The sequence below is a fragment of the Duganella sp. AC237 genome (assembly GCF_979254035.1).
The window spans coordinates 5454261-5469057 of sequence record NZ_CEEDEW010000003.1; the positions used below are offsets into that span (position 1 = coordinate 5454261).

General features: G+C 64.6%; 18 protein-coding genes. 16 read left to right on the top strand and 2 right to left on the bottom strand.

Annotated elements, in window-relative coordinates; genetic code table 11:
* Positions 1-5: 5 nt before the first annotated feature.
* Positions 6-764, top strand: a complete 759-nt coding sequence (locus tag AC0IYS_RS24190; protein WP_471707564.1) for a flagellar brake protein — start codon at positions 6-8, stop codon at positions 762-764.
* 6 nt (positions 765-770) lie between these two features.
* Here AC0IYS_RS24190 and AC0IYS_RS24195 read toward each other — a convergent pair whose 3' ends face one another.
* Positions 771-1712, bottom strand: coding sequence for a GlxA family transcriptional regulator (locus tag AC0IYS_RS24195; RefSeq protein ID WP_471708930.1), 942 nt, complete (start codon positions 1710-1712; stop codon positions 771-773).
* 117 nt (positions 1713-1829) lie between these two features.
* On the opposite strand from AC0IYS_RS24195, the gene AC0IYS_RS24200 reads away from it, so the two are divergent.
* The 3 genes from AC0IYS_RS24200 to AC0IYS_RS24210 all read left to right on the top strand — a co-directional run bounded on the left by AC0IYS_RS24200 (position 1830) and on the right by AC0IYS_RS24210 (position 3162).
* Positions 1830-2456: a cysteine hydrolase family protein gene (locus AC0IYS_RS24200; RefSeq protein ID WP_471707565.1), complete on the top strand. Its 627-nt coding sequence runs from the start codon at positions 1830-1832 to the stop codon at positions 2454-2456.
* A gap of 85 nt (positions 2457-2541) precedes the next feature.
* Positions 2542-2721 carry a type II toxin-antitoxin system HicA family toxin gene (locus tag AC0IYS_RS24205; protein WP_315218649.1) on the top strand — a complete coding sequence of 60 codons (180 nt, stop codon included), beginning with the start codon at positions 2542-2544 and terminating at the stop codon, positions 2719-2721.
* A 24-nt stretch (positions 2722-2745) separates the two neighbouring features.
* Positions 2746-3162 carry a type II toxin-antitoxin system HicB family antitoxin gene (locus AC0IYS_RS24210; RefSeq protein ID WP_463454678.1) on the top strand — a complete coding sequence of 139 codons (417 nt, stop codon included), beginning with the start codon at positions 2746-2748 and terminating at the stop codon, positions 3160-3162.
* 10 nt (positions 3163-3172) lie between these two features.
* Here the strand turns inward: AC0IYS_RS24210 and fliE are convergent, their stop codons facing one another.
* A complete protein-coding gene (gene fliE, locus AC0IYS_RS24215; RefSeq protein WP_090322339.1) occupies positions 3173-3517 on the bottom strand; it encodes a flagellar hook-basal body complex protein FliE in 345 nt (114 codons plus the stop codon).
* Positions 3518-3752: 235 nt separating this feature from the next.
* Here fliE and fliF point away from each other — a divergent pair, with 235 nt between their 5' ends.
* From fliF to fliQ, 12 genes are all read left to right on the top strand, one after another.
* On the top strand, positions 3753-5501 hold the full coding sequence (gene fliF, locus AC0IYS_RS24220; protein ID WP_471707566.1) for a flagellar basal-body MS-ring/collar protein FliF: 1749 nt from the start codon (positions 3753-3755) through the stop codon (positions 5499-5501).
* Positions 5494-6492: a flagellar motor switch protein FliG gene (fliG, locus tag AC0IYS_RS24225; RefSeq protein WP_090322347.1), complete on the top strand. Its 999-nt coding sequence runs from the start codon at positions 5494-5496 to the stop codon at positions 6490-6492. Before fliF ends, fliG begins: the two co-directional genes overlap by 8 nt.
* Positions 6485-7240, top strand: a complete 756-nt coding sequence (locus AC0IYS_RS24230; RefSeq protein WP_471707567.1) for a flagellar assembly protein FliH — start codon at positions 6485-6487, stop codon at positions 7238-7240. The genes fliG and AC0IYS_RS24230 overlap by 8 nt, the downstream gene beginning before the upstream one ends.
* Before the next feature lies 1 nt (position 7241).
* Positions 7242-8672: a flagellar protein export ATPase FliI gene (gene fliI / locus AC0IYS_RS24235; protein ID WP_471707568.1), complete on the top strand. Its 1431-nt coding sequence runs from the start codon at positions 7242-7244 to the stop codon at positions 8670-8672.
* A 36-nt stretch (positions 8673-8708) separates the two neighbouring features.
* Positions 8709-9149, top strand: coding sequence for a flagellar export protein FliJ (fliJ, locus tag AC0IYS_RS24240; protein ID WP_090322363.1), 441 nt, complete (start codon positions 8709-8711; stop codon positions 9147-9149).
* A gap of 45 nt (positions 9150-9194) precedes the next feature.
* Positions 9195-10880 (top strand): flagellar hook-length control protein FliK, encoded by a 1686-nt coding sequence (locus AC0IYS_RS24245; protein ID WP_471707569.1) that lies wholly within the window; start codon positions 9195-9197, stop codon positions 10878-10880.
* Between the two features lie 203 nt (positions 10881-11083).
* Positions 11084-11599 carry a flagellar basal body-associated protein FliL gene (gene fliL / locus AC0IYS_RS24250; RefSeq protein ID WP_471707570.1) on the top strand — a complete coding sequence of 172 codons (516 nt, stop codon included), beginning with the start codon at positions 11084-11086 and terminating at the stop codon, positions 11597-11599.
* Positions 11600-11627: 28 nt separating this feature from the next.
* A complete protein-coding gene (gene fliM, locus AC0IYS_RS24255; protein WP_090322379.1) occupies positions 11628-12608 on the top strand; it encodes a flagellar motor switch protein FliM in 981 nt (326 codons plus the stop codon).
* A gap of 44 nt (positions 12609-12652) precedes the next feature.
* Positions 12653-13084, top strand: a complete 432-nt coding sequence (fliN, locus tag AC0IYS_RS24260) for a flagellar motor switch protein FliN (protein WP_090322382.1) — start codon at positions 12653-12655, stop codon at positions 13082-13084.
* Positions 13081-13719, top strand: a complete 639-nt coding sequence (gene fliO / locus AC0IYS_RS24265) for a flagellar biosynthetic protein FliO (RefSeq protein WP_471707571.1) — start codon at positions 13081-13083, stop codon at positions 13717-13719. Before fliN ends, fliO begins: the two co-directional genes overlap by 4 nt.
* On the top strand, positions 13709-14482 hold the full coding sequence (fliP, locus tag AC0IYS_RS24270; RefSeq protein WP_471707572.1) for a flagellar type III secretion system pore protein FliP: 774 nt from the start codon (positions 13709-13711) through the stop codon (positions 14480-14482). Before fliO ends, fliP begins: the two co-directional genes overlap by 11 nt.
* Positions 14483-14491: 9 nt before the next feature.
* Positions 14492-14761: a flagellar biosynthesis protein FliQ gene (gene fliQ, locus AC0IYS_RS24275; RefSeq protein WP_463454670.1), complete on the top strand. Its 270-nt coding sequence runs from the start codon at positions 14492-14494 to the stop codon at positions 14759-14761.
* The last annotated feature ends 36 nt before the right edge of the window (positions 14762-14797 follow it).

Here is a 14797-nt window from a genome sequence, read left to right on the forward strand (position 1 = left end):
CCCAGATGTATCCACACTTTCAGGATGTCGAATTGGAAAACTGGCATGACTATGAAATCGAGTCGCGCAAGGAGATCATTTCCCTGCTGCGCGGCATCGGTGAGAAAAACCAGCTGATCCGCATGCTGATCCAGGGCGAGTCCGACGTCTGCGTCACCGCCATCCTCGACGTCGACGACCAGCTCGACACGGTCTTGCTCGACTGCTCGATCGATCCGGAGCAAAACAAGCGCATCCTGGCCTCGCAGGGCTTGTCGTTTGAAACCACGCTCGACAAGGTACGCATCCTGTTCGCCGCCGAAAAAGTCGAAGCGGCCGTTTTCGAAGGCAATCCGGTCTTCAAGATCGCCGTGCCGCCCACGCTGATCCGTCTGCAGCGGCGCGAGTATTACCGCATCGCCACGCCGGTGACCAATCCGGTGCGCGTGGTCGTCACGCTGCCGGATGAACTGGGCGGCATCACCACCTTCCCGCTGGCCGACATCAGCTGCGGCGGCATCGCTATCCTGGACAACAAGATGATCCTGGGCGACGCCATCGGCAAGGAATATCCGAACTGCCGCATCGACCTGCCGGAGATTGGGCAAGTCACCACCGCGCTGCAGGTGCGCAACTCGCTCGACCTGACCCTGCTCAACAACAAGACCAACCGCCGCCTCGGCTGCGAGTTCGTCAACATCCAGCGCAGCACGCTGGCCTACGTGCAGCGCTACATCACCAAGCTCGAACGCGAACGCAACGCCCGCATCGCCGGCATGATGTAGCCAGGGTTAGCGGCGATACGTCCCACGGTAGGCCGACGGCGAGGTCTGCAACACCGCGCGGAAATGCTGCCGCAACGACAACGCCGAGCCGAATCCCGCCTCCTGCGCCACCACCTCGATCGAGGCGTCGCCGCTTTCGAGCATCCATTGCGCGTGCGCCAGCCGCTGGCCCAGCAACCACTGCTTGAACGAGGTGCCGGTGGCCTGGCGGAAATGACGGGTGAAGTTGCGCCGGCTCATGGCCGCCCGTTCCGCCAGCGCGTCGATGCTGTGGGGTTGCCCGAGGCGCTGCGTGACCCATTCCAGCACGTCGGCGAAGCGGCCATCGCTGCTGGACACGGGCAATGGCCGCTCGATGAACTGCGCTTGGCCGCCCTGCCGGTGCGGCGCGATCACCAGCTGGCGGGCCACCCGGTTGGCCGCATCGGCGCCGCTTAGCTGGCGCAGCAGATGCAAACAGCAATCGAGGCCGGCGGCGACACCCGCCGACGTCAACACCTGGCCGGCATCGACATACAGCACGTCGGGATCGACCGCGATCCCGGGATGGCGCGCGGCCAGCGCGGCGGCGAATTGCCAGTGGGTGGTCGCGGTTTTGCCGTCCAGCAGGCCGGCCTCGGCCAGCGGAAACGCCCCCAGGCACAGCCCCACCACGCGGGCGCCACGGGCATGGGCGGCGCGCAAGGCCGCCAGCAGCGCGGGCGGCGCCGCCCGGCAATCGTTGTGCCACGACGGCATGATGACGATGTCGGCGTCGTCGAGCGCGCCCAGGTCGTAGTCGGTAGCGATGGCGAAGCCGGCGGAGGTGCGCAGCGGCGTGCCATCGGCCGCGCAGACGCGCACGTCGAAGCCCGCCTGCCCCGCTTCCTGGCCCGCTTCGAACACCAGGCACGGCACGGACAGATGGAAAGGCGTGATGCCGTCGAAGGCGATCACGGCGACGCTGATGGGACGGTCTGAAATGGTCATGGCCCGATTATATCGCAACAGTGCCTTCGGGCCACTGGCCGGGCGCGCGGCATAGGCCGACAATGGACCCATCATCCACCACCCAAGGAAGCCACCATGTCCACCTCCCCGCGCCGCGCCCTGCTCGTCATCGACGTGCAAAACGAATACTTCACCGGCCAGTTGCCGATTGAGTTCCCGCCGGTATCGACTTCGCTGCCCAACATCACGCTGGCGATGGACAGCGCCACGGCGGCGGGCATCCCAGTAATCACGGTCCAGCATGACGCGCCCGCCGAGTCGCCGGTGTTCGCGGTCGGCTCGCCGGCATGGCAATTGCACCCGGATGTGGCAGGCCGCCGCGCCGACCATCACATCCACAAGCAAGCCTCGAGCGTGTTCGCCGGCACTGATCTGGCGCAATGGCTCAAAGACAAGCAAATCGACACCCTGACCATCGCCGGCTACATGACGCACAACTGCGACGCGGCAACGATCTACCACGCGGCGCACGACGGTCTGACGGTGGAGTTTTTGGCTGATGCGACCGGCTCGCTGCCGTACCAAAACGCGGCGGGCAGGGCCAGTGCTGAGGAGATCCACCGGGTCTACAGCACGGTGTTCCATTCGAACTTCGCGGCAGTGACCAGCACCGCCGACTGGGTAAAGGCCGTGCAAGAGGGCAAAACCATCGAGCGCGACAACATCTATCTGTCCAACCAGCGCGCCCGAAACCAGCATTAACATTAGCCGAGATTTTTAAACACATCTGTTATTTAAAAACAGATGTGTTGTATGATGATCTCCGTGGCCAACGCCCGGAGGGCTCATGAAATACAGCGAATTCCGACGTTGGCTGGAACGGCAGGGAGCGAAGTTTACGCCTGGCCGAGGCAGTCACTACAAGGTTACGTTGAATGATCGAATCTCTACCTTCCCAGACCACGGAGCAAAGGAAATCAGCAAGGGATTGGTTGAGCGAATCAAAAAAGACCTCGGCTTAAAGTGAACCCCATAGCGAACAGGAGAAAACATGTTGAATTACCCCATCACTGTGGCGCGCGACGAGGCGAGTTTTCTGGTCGACTTCGCCGACTTCCCGGAGGCGCATTCGGTGGGCGAGACCATGGAGGAAGCCCACCGCGAAGCCGTGGACGGTCTCATTACCGCCGTGGAGCTCTACATGGACGACCGGCGGATAGTGCCGATGCCATCGGCTGCGGGTGAAGGACAGCACACTGTGCCGCTGCCGGCGCTGGAAACCGCAAAAGTGTTGTTGTGGAATGAAATGCTGCAGCAAAAGATGCGCAAAGCGGACTTGGCCCGCAAGATGCAAGTGCATCAGCCACAAATTGACCGCCTTTTCGATTTACGTCACGCGACCAAGCTCGACTTTGTAGAACAAACGGCCGCCGCCTTGGGCCGCCGCCTGACAGTCGAGCTGGTGTAACGAACCGTTCTTACACCTGCATATTCATGATTTCGTGATACGACGACACCAGCTTGTTGCGCACCTGGATCGTTGCCTGGAAGTTAATGCTGGCCTTCTGCATGGCGATCATGGTGTCCGACAGGCTGACGCTGTCGTCGCCCATGGCGAAGCGCTTGCCCATGTCGGCCGCCTGCACCTGGCTGGCGTTGACCGCCGCCAGCGATTTTTCCAGCGCGTCCGAGAACTGCGCCTTGGGCACGGCCGGCGCTTCGGTCTGGATCACCGGCGGCGTCAGGCTCGGGCGCGTGGCGTGCGCCTTCAACTGGGCGATCATGGCCTGGATCTGGCTGCTGTCGATGCCACCTGTTTTCATTTGATACTCCTATCTGTTGCTGTCGCGAAACAAATTCCGCGACATGGCCGAACCCGGCGTTACAATACGGAACGGCTCTATCAGTCCTGCCAGAATACCAAGCCCGGCGCAACACCACATGCACGAGCAAGACGGTAAAGGGCGCTCTATTCCAAGCATTAAATTTCCGGACGACAAGCAATAATCTGTTCTGCACTCCCCCATTTCAGACCCAGTTACCCGGAACCCAACCATCATGGCCGCAGCCGAAGCAATCGACAACGACACAGCAGCCCCGCCAGCATCCGGCGACGACGGTGCGGAACGGCTGCCCTTTATCCGGACCCCGATGGGCCGCAACTTCATGCGCGCGGCGGCGGCCGCCGCGATCGTGGCGCTGCTGATCGGCCTGTATTTGTGGAATAAACCGCCCGATTACGGCGTGCTGTTCTCCAATTTCACCGACCGCGACGGCGGCGCCATCACGGCCGAGCTGGATAAGCTGAACATCAAGCACAAGTTCTCGGACAACGGCGGCGCCATCCTGGTGCCGACCGAGCAGGTCCACGACGCCCGCCTGAAACTGGCCGCGCAAGGCTTGCCCAAGGGCGGCAACGTCGGCTTCGAGCTGATGGAAAACCAGAAACTGGGCGTGTCCCAGTTCCTGGAACAGGTTAACTACCAGCGCGCGCTCGAAGGCGAGCTGGCGCGCTCGATCCAGTCGCTGGCCGCCGTCGAGAACGCCCGCGTCCACCTGGCGCTGCCGAAGCCGTCCGTGTTCGTGCGCGACCAGCAAAAACCGACCGCGTCGGTGCTGCTGACCTTGCACCCGAACCGCATGCTCGACCCGGCCCAGACCGCCGCCATCGTCCACCTGGTCGCCTCCAGCGTGCCGGAACTGATGCCGGCCAACGTCACCGTGGTCGACCAGGCCGGCAACCTGATCTCGGACCAGAACAAGAACGGCAGCGGCGGCCTGAACGCCAAGAACATGGATGAAACCCAGCTCAAGTATGTCAAGGACATGCAGCTGCAGGTCATCAAGCAGGTCGAATCGATCATCATCCCCATCGTCGGCGAAGGCAATGTGCGCGCCGAGGCGACCGCGGACGTCGATTTTTCAAAAGTCGAGCAGGCAGCAGAAACCTACAAGCCGAACTCGCCGCCGGCGGCCTCGGCCATCCGCAGCCAGCAAAGCAGCGAGACCAGCGGCGACGCCAACGCCAATCCGGGCGGCATTCCGGGCGCGCTGTCGAACCAGCCGCCGGGCACCGCCACCGCCCCGCTCGACCAGGCCGTCGCCAACGGCCCCAACGCGCCGGCGCCGGGCACGCCGCCGGGCGGCGTCAACGCCAACGCGGCCGGTCCGAAACACAAGGAATCGACTACCAATTATGAAGTCGACAAGACCGTGCGCTACGAGACGCGCGGCATGGGCGGGCTGCGCCGCATGACGGTGGCCGTTGTGGTCAATTACAAACGCCTGGTCGACAAGGACGGCAAAGTCACCATTAAAGCCTATACTCCAGAAGAGATGTCCAAGATCAACGATCTGGTCAAGCAGGCGATGGGCTACAACCAGGACCGGGGCGACGCCGTGAGCGTGGCCAACTCGCCGTTCGACGGCGTCGACCGTCCGTTCGAGCCTGCGCTCGACTGGTGGCGCGATCCGGCCAACCTGCCGATGGCCAAGGACCTGGCCAAGTTCCTGATCACCGCGCTGATCCTGCTGTACATCGTGCTGCGCATCGTGCGTCCGATGATGCGTCCGGTCTTCAAGAAGATCGACGAGATCAACGCCCCGGAGCCGGAGCCGGAAGAGCCGGAGGAAGTCGTCGAGGAAGGCCCCGACGAGGCCCTCATCGCCGAGGAAGAACTGCGCAAGATGGAAGAGAACACCGTCAAGACTTACCGCGAAAACCTGGCGATGGCGAAAAAACTCGCCGTCGAAGACCCACGCATCGTTGCCAACGTCATCAAGGAATGGATAGGCGCAAATGACTGAGAATACCGGACTCCAAAAAGCCGCCATCCTGATGCTGGCGATGGGCGAGAGCGAAGCGGCCGAAGTGATGAAATACCTCGGCCCGCGCGAAGTGCTGAAACTCGGCGCGGCCATGGCGACCATGAAGAACGTGCCGCACGAGGAAGTGGTCGGCACCTTGGACAACTTCCGCGAGATGGTCGCGGCCGCCTCCACGGTCGGCCTCGATTCGGACGAATACATCCGCCAGGTGCTGACCAAGGCGCTGGGCGACGACAAGGCCTCGGTGCTGCTGTCGCGCATCCTGGGCGGCAAGGACGCCTCCGGCATCGAGTCGCTCAAGTGGATGGATTCGCAGTCCGTGGCCGAGCTGATCCGCAACGAGCACCCGCAGATCATCGCCACCATCCTGGTCCACCTGGAGCGCGACCAGGCCTGCGAAATCCTCAGCCACTTCACCGACCGCCTGCGCAACGACGCCGTGCTGCGCATCGCCACCCTGGACGGCGTGCAGCCGGCCGCGCTGCGCGAACTGAACGACGTGCTGACCAAGCTGTTGTCCGGTAACGAGAACATCAAGAAATCGTCGCTGGGCGGCGTGCGCACGGCCGCCGAGATCCTTAACTTCATGAGCGGCGAGCAGGAAGGTTCTGTGATGGACAACATCAAGAACTACGACAACGATATGGCGCAGAAGATCATGGACGAGATGTTCGTGTTCGACAACCTGATCGACATCGACGACCGCGGCATCCAGTTGCTGCTGCGGGAAGTGCAGTCGGAAATGCTGATCATCGCGCTCAAGGGCGCGTCGCAGGAATTGCGCGACAAGATCTTCAAGAACATGTCGGCGCGCGCCAGCGAGATGATGCGCGAAGACCTTGAATCGAAAGGCCCGGTGCGCCTGTCCGAAGTCGAAACGCAACAGAAGCAGATTCTGCAAATCGTCCGCCGCCTGGCCGACGAAGGCCAGATCGTGTTAGGCGGCAAAGGCGAGGATTCGTTTGTCTAATTTGCCCAAAGAGCAGCAAACCGCATTCCAGCGCTGGGAAATGCGCTCGTTCGGCGACGAGCGCCCCAGCGTGGTGGCGCTGCGCGACGCCGAGCAGCGCGAACGCGACGCCGAGAACGCGCGCATCGAAGCCGAGCAGCGCGTGCACGAGGCGCTGCTGGAGCAGCAGGAACTGGTCGAAATCGGCCCGCCGCTGCCGCCGCCGCTCGAGTATCCGACCGTCGAAGAACTCGAACAGATCCGCGAAGAGGCGCGCCAGTCCGGCTACGAGGAAGGCCACGCGGCCGGCCACGCCGACGCCATCGCCGCCGGCGAAATCGCCACCAGGGAAGAACTGCAACAGATGCGCGCGCTGGCCGACGGCTTCAGCGGCGCCCTGCGCGACGCCGACCAGCTGATCGCCAACGACGTGCTGGACCTGGCGCTGCAACTGGCCAAGGGCATGCTCAAGAACGCGCTGCAGGTCAAGCCGGAACTGGTGCTGCCGATCGTGCGCGACGCCATCGATTACCTGCCGGCGCTGCAACAGCCGGCGCAATTGCATTTGCATCCGGACGACGCCGCCATCGTGCGCACCGCCATCGGCGAAGAGCTCGACAAGAGCGGCTGGCGCGTGATCGAGGATGCCAACGTCGGACGCGGCGGCTGCAAGGTCGACACCGCCACCAACCAGATCGACGCCACCGCCGCCGCGCGCTGGCAACGCCTGAGCCACGCGCTGGGCAAAGAAGTGGATTGGCTGGACTGACATGAGCGCCGTCCGCGACAAAAAACCCGACGACGCAGCCGCCGCCAGCCCGCACGCCGGCCGCTGGAAATCCTATCTGGGCGACTGCGGCGCATTGGTCGGCTTCGTCGAACCGATGCAGATCTCCGGCCGCGTCACCCGCGTGGCCGGCCTGGTCATGGAGGCGGTCGGCCTGCGCCTTGCCGTCGGCGCCGCCTGCACCGTGCCGCTGCCGGGCGGCGGCAAGATCGAGGCCGAAGTGGTCGGCTTCGAGGGCGACCGCCTGTTCCTGATGCCGCAAAGCGATGTCGAAGGCGTGGTGCCCGGCACCCGCGTGTTCCCGGTCGAGCCGGCCATTCCGAAACCGGGCACCGTGGCCCATCCGCGCCGCCGTCCCAGCGACCGCGCGCGCCACCTGCCGGTCGGCCCCGAGCTGCTGGGCCGCGTGCTCGACGGCGCCGGCCGCGTGCTCGACAACCTCGGCCCGCTCAACGCCTCCGACAGCGCGCCGATCAACACCCGCCCCGCCAACCCGCTCGGCCGCGCGCCCATCGTCGACACGCTCGACGTCGGCGTGCGCTCGATCAACGCCATGCTGACGGTGGGACGCGGCCAGCGCATGGGCCTGTTCGCAGGCTCCGGCGTCGGTAAATCCGTTTTACTCGGCATGATGGCGCGCTACACCGAGGCCGACGTCATCGTCGTCGGCCTGATCGGCGAACGCGGCCGGGAAGTCAAAGAATTCATCGAGCAGATCCTCGGGCCCGAGGGCCTGGCGCGCTCGGTGGTCGTGGCCGCGCCGGCCGACACGCCGCCGCTGATGCGCCTGCAAGGCGCGGCCTACGCCACCGCCATCGCCGAGCACTTCCGCGACAAGGGCCAGAACGTGCTCCTGATCATGGACTCGCTGACCCGCTACGCCATGGCGCAACGCGAAATCGCGCTGGCCATCGGCGAGCCGCCGGCCACCAAGGGCTATCCGCCGTCGGTGTTCGCCAAGCTGCCGGTGCTGGTCGAACGGGCCGGCAACGGCGAGGTCGGCGGCGGCTCGATCACCGCCTTCTACACCGTGCTGACCGAGGGCGACGATCAACAGGACCCGATCGCCGACTCGGCACGGGCGATCCTGGACGGCCACATCGTGCTCAACCGCCGACTGGCCGAGTCGGGCCACTACCCGGCGATCGACATCGAACAGTCGATCAGCCGCGCCATGCACTCGATCACCACGCACGAGCATCAGCAACGCGCGCGCCACCTGAAACAATTGTTTTCGCGCTACGAGCGCAGCCGCGACCTGATCAGCGTCGGCGCCTACGCCCCCGGCACCGACCCGGTATTGGACCAGGCTATCGTGCTGCACGATCGGATAGAAAACTTCCTGCAACAACAGATCACCGAACGGGTCACCATGGATGAGAGTTTGGGCCAACTTACCTCTCTGTTCGACTGATGGACGCGGTCCGCCGCCACCTATAATTGATTCACTATGGCATCCAAAGCGCAACTTGAAACATTGATCGACCTGGCCCGCCGGGAAACCGACGATGCGGCCAAGCGGCTCGGCGCGTCCCTGAAAGCGGTCGACGAGGCCACGCAGAAGCACCAGATGCTGGTCGGCTACCGCGACGAGTACGTCAAGCGCTTCGAAGAGGCGCAGGCGGCCGGCATCACGCCCATGGCCTACCGCAATTTCCAGGCGTTCATGGAAAAACTGGACGTGGCCGTCAAGGGCCAGCTGGAGATGATACGGCATGCCGAATACCGCGCCGACCAGGAAAAAGCCGCGTGGCAGACCGCCGAGCGCAAGCGCATGTCCTACTCGACCCTGAACGAGCGGGCGGACGCCGAGGCGCTCAAGCTGGAAAACAAGCGCGACCAGAAGCAGATGGACGAACACGCAGCACGACAGGCTTATTACAAGCGCTAACCCACAGTTACCAACCTAGTTGAACCCTACCGACACGGCGCGATCATGCAAACCTCCAATCTCCAACTTCCGACGCTGAACGCCAATGCGGTCTCGGCACCGAAAGCCAATCTGAACCTGGGCGCGGGTGGCGACAACAACGCCTTCAAGCAGGCGCTGTCGCGCGAGATGGATCAACGCCATGCCAACAATGGCAACATGATCGCCAAGACCCCGGACCGCCCGGCGCCGGCGTCGCGCCCGTCCGCGCCGAAACAAACCGCGCCGGCCAAACCGGCGCAACCACAAAACCAGCAAGCCGACGCGGCGGACAAGGCCGTGCAGCCGGCATCGCGCGCCGACGCCGCGACGGCAGCCGCAACGACCGCTTCAACCAAGACCACCGCCGGCGACAGCGGCACCGATGGCGCCAGCGACAGCGCGACCAGCGACGCCCAGGCCGCCAAATCGGCCGATCCGGTGGCCGATATGCTGGCCCTGGTGGCGGCGTTCAATCAACCGCCCGCCCCGGTCGCCAGCACCGCCACCGATACCTCGGCCGCGATCGGCGGCAACACCGCCGCCAGCGCCGCCGCGCTCGCCGCCGAAGCGGCCGCGCTGGCTGCTGAACTGGCCGCCGCCAAAGCCGGCGATGCCGCCATCGGCGTCGACGCCGACGCGTTGGCGGGCGCCGCCGACCCGACCAAAGCCGCCGACGCCGCCGCGCTCGACGACGCCGCGCTGGCCGCCAAGGCCGGCGCCGGCGCCGATGCCGCCGCCGACTTCAAGGCCGCGCTGACCAACGCGGGCGCCACGGCGCAGGCGGTGGCCGATGCCGCCGCAGCCGCAGCGGGGGCCAAGACCGCCGCCGATGCCGCCAACGCCGCCGGCAAACTGACCCCGGTACCGTCCAGCGCCTTGTCCAAAATGACCGCCACCACCAACGCACCGGGTGTGGCCAGCCTGGACGATAAGGCAGGCGCTACCGCCGTGTTGAAAGACACGACCGCGATCACCGCCGACACCGACGCGGCCGCCACCACCGGCAAGGCTGCGCCGGCCGCCGACTTCCAGCAACAACTGACCCAGTCACAGCAGGCCCAGCAGCATCAATCCGACGCCGCCCTGGCCGCCGCCGCGCCGCGCGCCGGCGCCAATGCCGCCGGTGCCGCCGCTGCCGAAACGCTGCCGGCGCTCAAGGACAGCGCCGCCGCCATCGCGCCGACCGCGCAAGCCGCGCTGGAAACCGCCAAGGCGGCCGTGGCCGCGCCGACGGACAAGCTCACCAGCCGCGTCGGCACCCAGGCGTGGGACCAGCAACTGGGCCAGAAAGTGATCTTCATGGCCGCCGGTGGCGAACAAAGCGCCACCATGGAATTGAATCCGCCGGACCTCGGCCCGCTGCAAGTCGTGCTGAGCGTGAACAAGGACCAGGCCACCGCCGCCTTCAGCTCGGCCCAGCCGGAGGTGCGCCAGGCGCTCGAACAGGCGCTGCCGAAGCTGCGCGAAATGATGAGCGAAGCCGGCATCCAGCTCGGCAGCGCGACGGTATCGGCAGGAATGTCGGACCAGAACAACGGTTTCAACCAGCAAGCCGCTTCGATGCAAAACGATAACGGCAGCCAGCGCGGCGCACGCGCCGGCGGCAGCGGCCGGGCCGGTCGCGGCGACGTCGACGATGGCGGCAATGCCGCCCGCGCAAGCGCTCCGGCGCGTCGCGTGCCGGCAGGCGCTGTCGACACCTTCGCGTAAGCGGCGGCGGGCGGCGGCGCGGCCCTCCCGGTTTTGTTGTCGGTTCAACTATGGAAGCGTCAAGCAGCCACTGGATCATGGTTCTTTTCGGCATTTCCAACCGCGCAGTCACAACCGATAATGACATAATGGCGAAGTGATCCACTCGCACAATACAGTGCACCATCCGGGCAAGGGCAGGAATTTTGAAAGCGAATCCAAAAGTGAAAGCCGATCAGAAAGTCGAAGCGCCCGCGGGCGGCGGCAGCAAAAAACTGATCATCATCATCGTCGCAGTGGTGCTGTTGCTGGCCGCCGCCGGCGGCGGCGCGGCCTGGTTCTTCATGCACGGCAAGGAAGACGCGCACGAGGAAGAAGACAAGCCGGTCAAGAAAAAATCGGCCAAGAAGGCCGGGCCGTCCGAGTACATTCCGGTCGAGCCGTTCACCGTCAACCTGCAACCGGGCGAATCGGGCGTCAGCGACCAGTACCTGCAACTGGCGTTCACCTTGGAAGTATCGAGCCTGGAAGAGGCGGACAACGTCAAAAAGAATATGGCCAAGGTGCGCAACCGCGTGCTGCTGCTGTTGTCGAGCAAAAAAGCCGCCGACATCAACACGCCCGAGGGCAAGGTCCAGCTGTCGAAGGAAATCACCGAGCAGTTGTCGGAACCGTTCGAACACCGCGGCGACAAGCAGGACATCATCGATGTGCTGTTCACGTCGTTTATCATCCAGTAAGCAGCAGTTGACAGGTAAGTAATCCACCATGGCCGATAATTTTCTCTCCCAGGAAGAAGTCGATGCCCTTCTGAAGGGCGTCAACGGCGACCAGGACGACGCCCAGCAGCAAGAGGACGTCGCCGGCGTACGGACCTACAACCTGGCCACGCAGGAACGCATCGTCCGTGGCCGGATGCCGACCCTGGAGATTATCAACGAGCGTTTCGCGCGCCTGCTGCGCGTGGGCCTGTTCAACTTCCTGCGCCGCAGCGCCGAGGTCTCGGTCGGCTCGGTGCGGGTCTCCAAGTACAGCGAATTCATCCGCAATCTGGTGGTGCCGACCAACCTCAACCTCGTGCACATGAAGCCGCTGCGCGGCACGGCGCTGATGGTGTTCGATCCGGGCCTGGTGTTCCTGCTGGTGGACAACCTGTTCGGCGGCGACGGCCGCTTCCACACCCGCGTCGAGGGCCGCGATTTCACGCAGACCGAGCAGCGCATCATCCTGCGCATCCTCGATATCGTGTTCGAGGCGTATACCAAATCTTGGGAGCCGGTTTATCCGGTCGAGTTCGAGTACATCCGCTCGGAGATGAACACCCAGTTCGCCAACATCGCCACCCCGAACGAGGTGGTGGTGGCGTCGACCTTCACGGTGGAGCTGGGATCGGTTTCCGGCCAGATCCACTTCTGCATGCCGTATTCGATGATCGAGCCGATCCGCGATTCGCTCACCTCCAGCCTGCAGGGCGAGGCGCTCGAAGTCGACAAGCGCTGGATCCGCCTGATGACGCAGCAAATCCAGATCGCCGAGGTCGAGGTGGTCGCCTCGCTGGGCACGGCCAAGGTCAATTTCGACGAGATCCTCAACATGCGGGTGGGCGACATCATCCCGCTGACGATCCCGGAAATGATCTCGGCCACCGTCGACGGCGTGCCGGTGATGGACTGCAGCTACGGCGTGATGAACGGACAATACGCGTTGAAGGTCGAGAAATTGCTCTCCAACGCAGAAAACCTTAAATAAGACCGCGGCGTTGGCCGCCGGTAACCGCAACACAGGAGAGAAACATGTCGGATAATCAAGACGACGATCAAAGCATGGACGACCCTTGGGGCGCCGCGATCGCCGAGCAAGCCCAGGCGGAGGCGGAAGCGCTGCAGGCGCAGCAAGCGCAGCAGGCCGCCAGCGCGGCCGTCTTCAAGGACTTTTCCGGCACGCCGAGCAAGACCGAGACCCACAACGACATCGATTTCATCCTCGACATCCCGGTCCAGCTGACGGTCGAACTGGGCCGCACCAAGATCGCCATCAAGAACCTGCTGCAACTGGCGCAGGGCTCGGTGGTCGAGCTCGACGGCATGGCCGGCGAGCCGATGGACGTGCTGGTCAACGGCTGCCTGATCGCCCAGGGCGAGGTGGTGGTGGTCAACGACAAGTTCGGTATCCGCCTGACCGACATCATCACGCCATCCGAACGCATCCGAAAACTGAATAAATGAAGCACGGACCGATCCTCTCCCTGATCCTCGCGGCGGCCCTGGCCGCCGCGCCCGCGATGGCGCAGACCACCGCCGCTCCCGCCGCCGGCAAGGCGGCGACTGCCGCTTCGGCCACCGTGCAGGCAACCCCCGCCCCGACCGTGACGCCGGTCGTCCCGGCCGCCGCCGAACCCGCTCCTGCCGCCAGCGACACCGCCACCGCCCCGGCCGCGACGGCGCCGCCGGCCAAACCGGCCGCCACCCCGCCCGGCCCGCTGGCGATGACGATCCCGACGCCGCCACCGGCGGCCCCGGGCGCCGGCAGCCTGATGCAAACCACCTTCGCGCTGCTGTTCGTGCTGGCGTTGCTGGTGGGCGGCGCCTGGTTCCTCAAGCGCTTCGGCCCCAGGAACCTGGGCGGCGCCGGCGGCACCGTCAAGCTGGTCGGCTCGCTGAGCCTGGGCACGCGCGAGCGCATCCTGGTGATCGAGGTGGGCGATCAATGGATCGTCGTCGGCGCCTCGCCGGGCCGCATGAACGCGCTCGCCACCATGCCGCGCCAGGAAAACAGCGAAGCGGCGGTGCCGGCCACCCTGCAGACGGCCAACTTCGCCGAATGGTTCAAACAAACGATCGACAAGCGCAATGCGAAATAAATTGCAGGGTAACAAGGCCGCCGCGCTCAAATCGCTGCTGCTGGTGGGCGCGCTGGCGCTGCCGCTGCTGGCGGCGGCCCAATCGAACATCGGCATCCCGGCGCTGAACGCGACGCCGGCGCCGGGCGGCGGCACCAACTACACCTTGCCGCTGCAAACCATGCTGTTGATGACGGCGCTGTCGTTCATCCCGGCGGCGTTGTTGTTGATGACTTGTTTCACCCGCATCATCATCGTGCTGTCGCTGCTGCGCCAGGCGCTGGGCACGCAGTCGGCGCCGCCGAACCAGGTGATGGTCGGCCTGGCGCTGTTCCTGACCCTGTTCGTGATGGGACCGACCTTCGACAAGATCTACAACGAAGCCTACCTGCCGCTGCAGGAAAACAAGATCACCATGACCGACGCGATGGACAAGGGCGCCGCGCCGCTCAAGACGTTCATGATGAAGCAAACCCGCCAGGCCGACCTGGCGCTGTTCGTCAAACTGTCGCGCAGCCCGGCCTTGCAGGGCCCGGAGGACGTGCCGCTGCGCATCCTGGTGCCGGCGTTCGTCACCAGCGAACTGAAGACCGCGTTCCAGATCGGCTTCGCCATCTTCATCCCCTTCCTGATCATCGACATGGTGGTGGCGTCGGTGCTGATGTCGATGGGGATGATGATGATGTCGCCGGCGGTGATCTCGCTGCCGTTCAAGCTGATGCTGTTCGTGCTGGTCGACGGCTGGCAGTTGCTGCTCGGCTCGTTGGCGCAAAGTTTCTACTAGGAGGCCGCGATGACACCCGAAAGCGTCATGACCCTGGGCCGCCACGCGATGGAGGTCACCCTGATGATCGCCGCGCCCATGTTGCTGGTGGCGCTGATCATCGGCCTGGTCGTCAGCATCTTCCAGGCCGCCACGCAGATCAACGAGGCGACCCTGTCGTTCATCCCCAAGCTGGTCGGCATCTTTGTCGCGCTGGTCGTGGCCGGCCCGTGGATGTTGTCGGTCATGCTCGACTATATGCGCGAGGTATTCGGCGGCATCCCCAACCTTGTTGGCTAGATGCCATTAGTTCCGAAAAGAAATGTAACTGCGGGT

Excerpts from the sequence above, each read along its gene's own strand:
- AC0IYS_RS24205 (WP_315218649.1), top strand. The coding sequence starts at position 2,542 with ATGAAATACAGCGAATTCCGACGTTGGCTGGAACGGCAGGGAGCGAAG.
- AC0IYS_RS24190 (WP_471707564.1), top strand. The coding sequence starts at position 6 with ATGTATCCACACTTTCAGGATGTCGAATTGGAAAACTGGCATGACTAT.
- fliE (WP_090322339.1), bottom strand. The coding sequence starts at position 3,517 with ATGAAAACAGGTGGCATCGACAGCAGCCAGATCCAGGCCATGATCGCC.
- fliP (WP_471707572.1), top strand. The coding sequence starts at position 13,709 with ATGCGAAATAAATTGCAGGGTAACAAGGCCGCCGCGCTCAAATCGCTG.
- fliN (WP_090322382.1), top strand. The coding sequence starts at position 12,653 with ATGTCGGATAATCAAGACGACGATCAAAGCATGGACGACCCTTGGGGC.
- fliI (WP_471707568.1), top strand. The coding sequence starts at position 7,242 with ATGAGCGCCGTCCGCGACAAAAAACCCGACGACGCAGCCGCCGCCAGC.
- AC0IYS_RS24200 (WP_471707565.1), top strand. The coding sequence starts at position 1,830 with ATGTCCACCTCCCCGCGCCGCGCCCTGCTCGTCATCGACGTGCAAAAC.
- fliJ (WP_090322363.1), top strand. The coding sequence starts at position 8,709 with ATGGCATCCAAAGCGCAACTTGAAACATTGATCGACCTGGCCCGCCGG.
- fliO (WP_471707571.1), top strand. The coding sequence starts at position 13,081 with ATGAAGCACGGACCGATCCTCTCCCTGATCCTCGCGGCGGCCCTGGCC.
- fliF (WP_471707566.1), top strand. The coding sequence starts at position 3,753 with ATGGCCGCAGCCGAAGCAATCGACAACGACACAGCAGCCCCGCCAGCA.
- fliG (WP_090322347.1), top strand. The coding sequence starts at position 5,494 with ATGACTGAGAATACCGGACTCCAAAAAGCCGCCATCCTGATGCTGGCG.
- fliQ (WP_463454670.1), top strand. The coding sequence starts at position 14,492 with ATGACACCCGAAAGCGTCATGACCCTGGGCCGCCACGCGATGGAGGTC.
- AC0IYS_RS24245 (WP_471707569.1), top strand. The coding sequence starts at position 9,195 with ATGCAAACCTCCAATCTCCAACTTCCGACGCTGAACGCCAATGCGGTC.
- AC0IYS_RS24210 (WP_463454678.1), top strand. The coding sequence starts at position 2,746 with ATGTTGAATTACCCCATCACTGTGGCGCGCGACGAGGCGAGTTTTCTG.
- fliM (WP_090322379.1), top strand. The coding sequence starts at position 11,628 with ATGGCCGATAATTTTCTCTCCCAGGAAGAAGTCGATGCCCTTCTGAAG.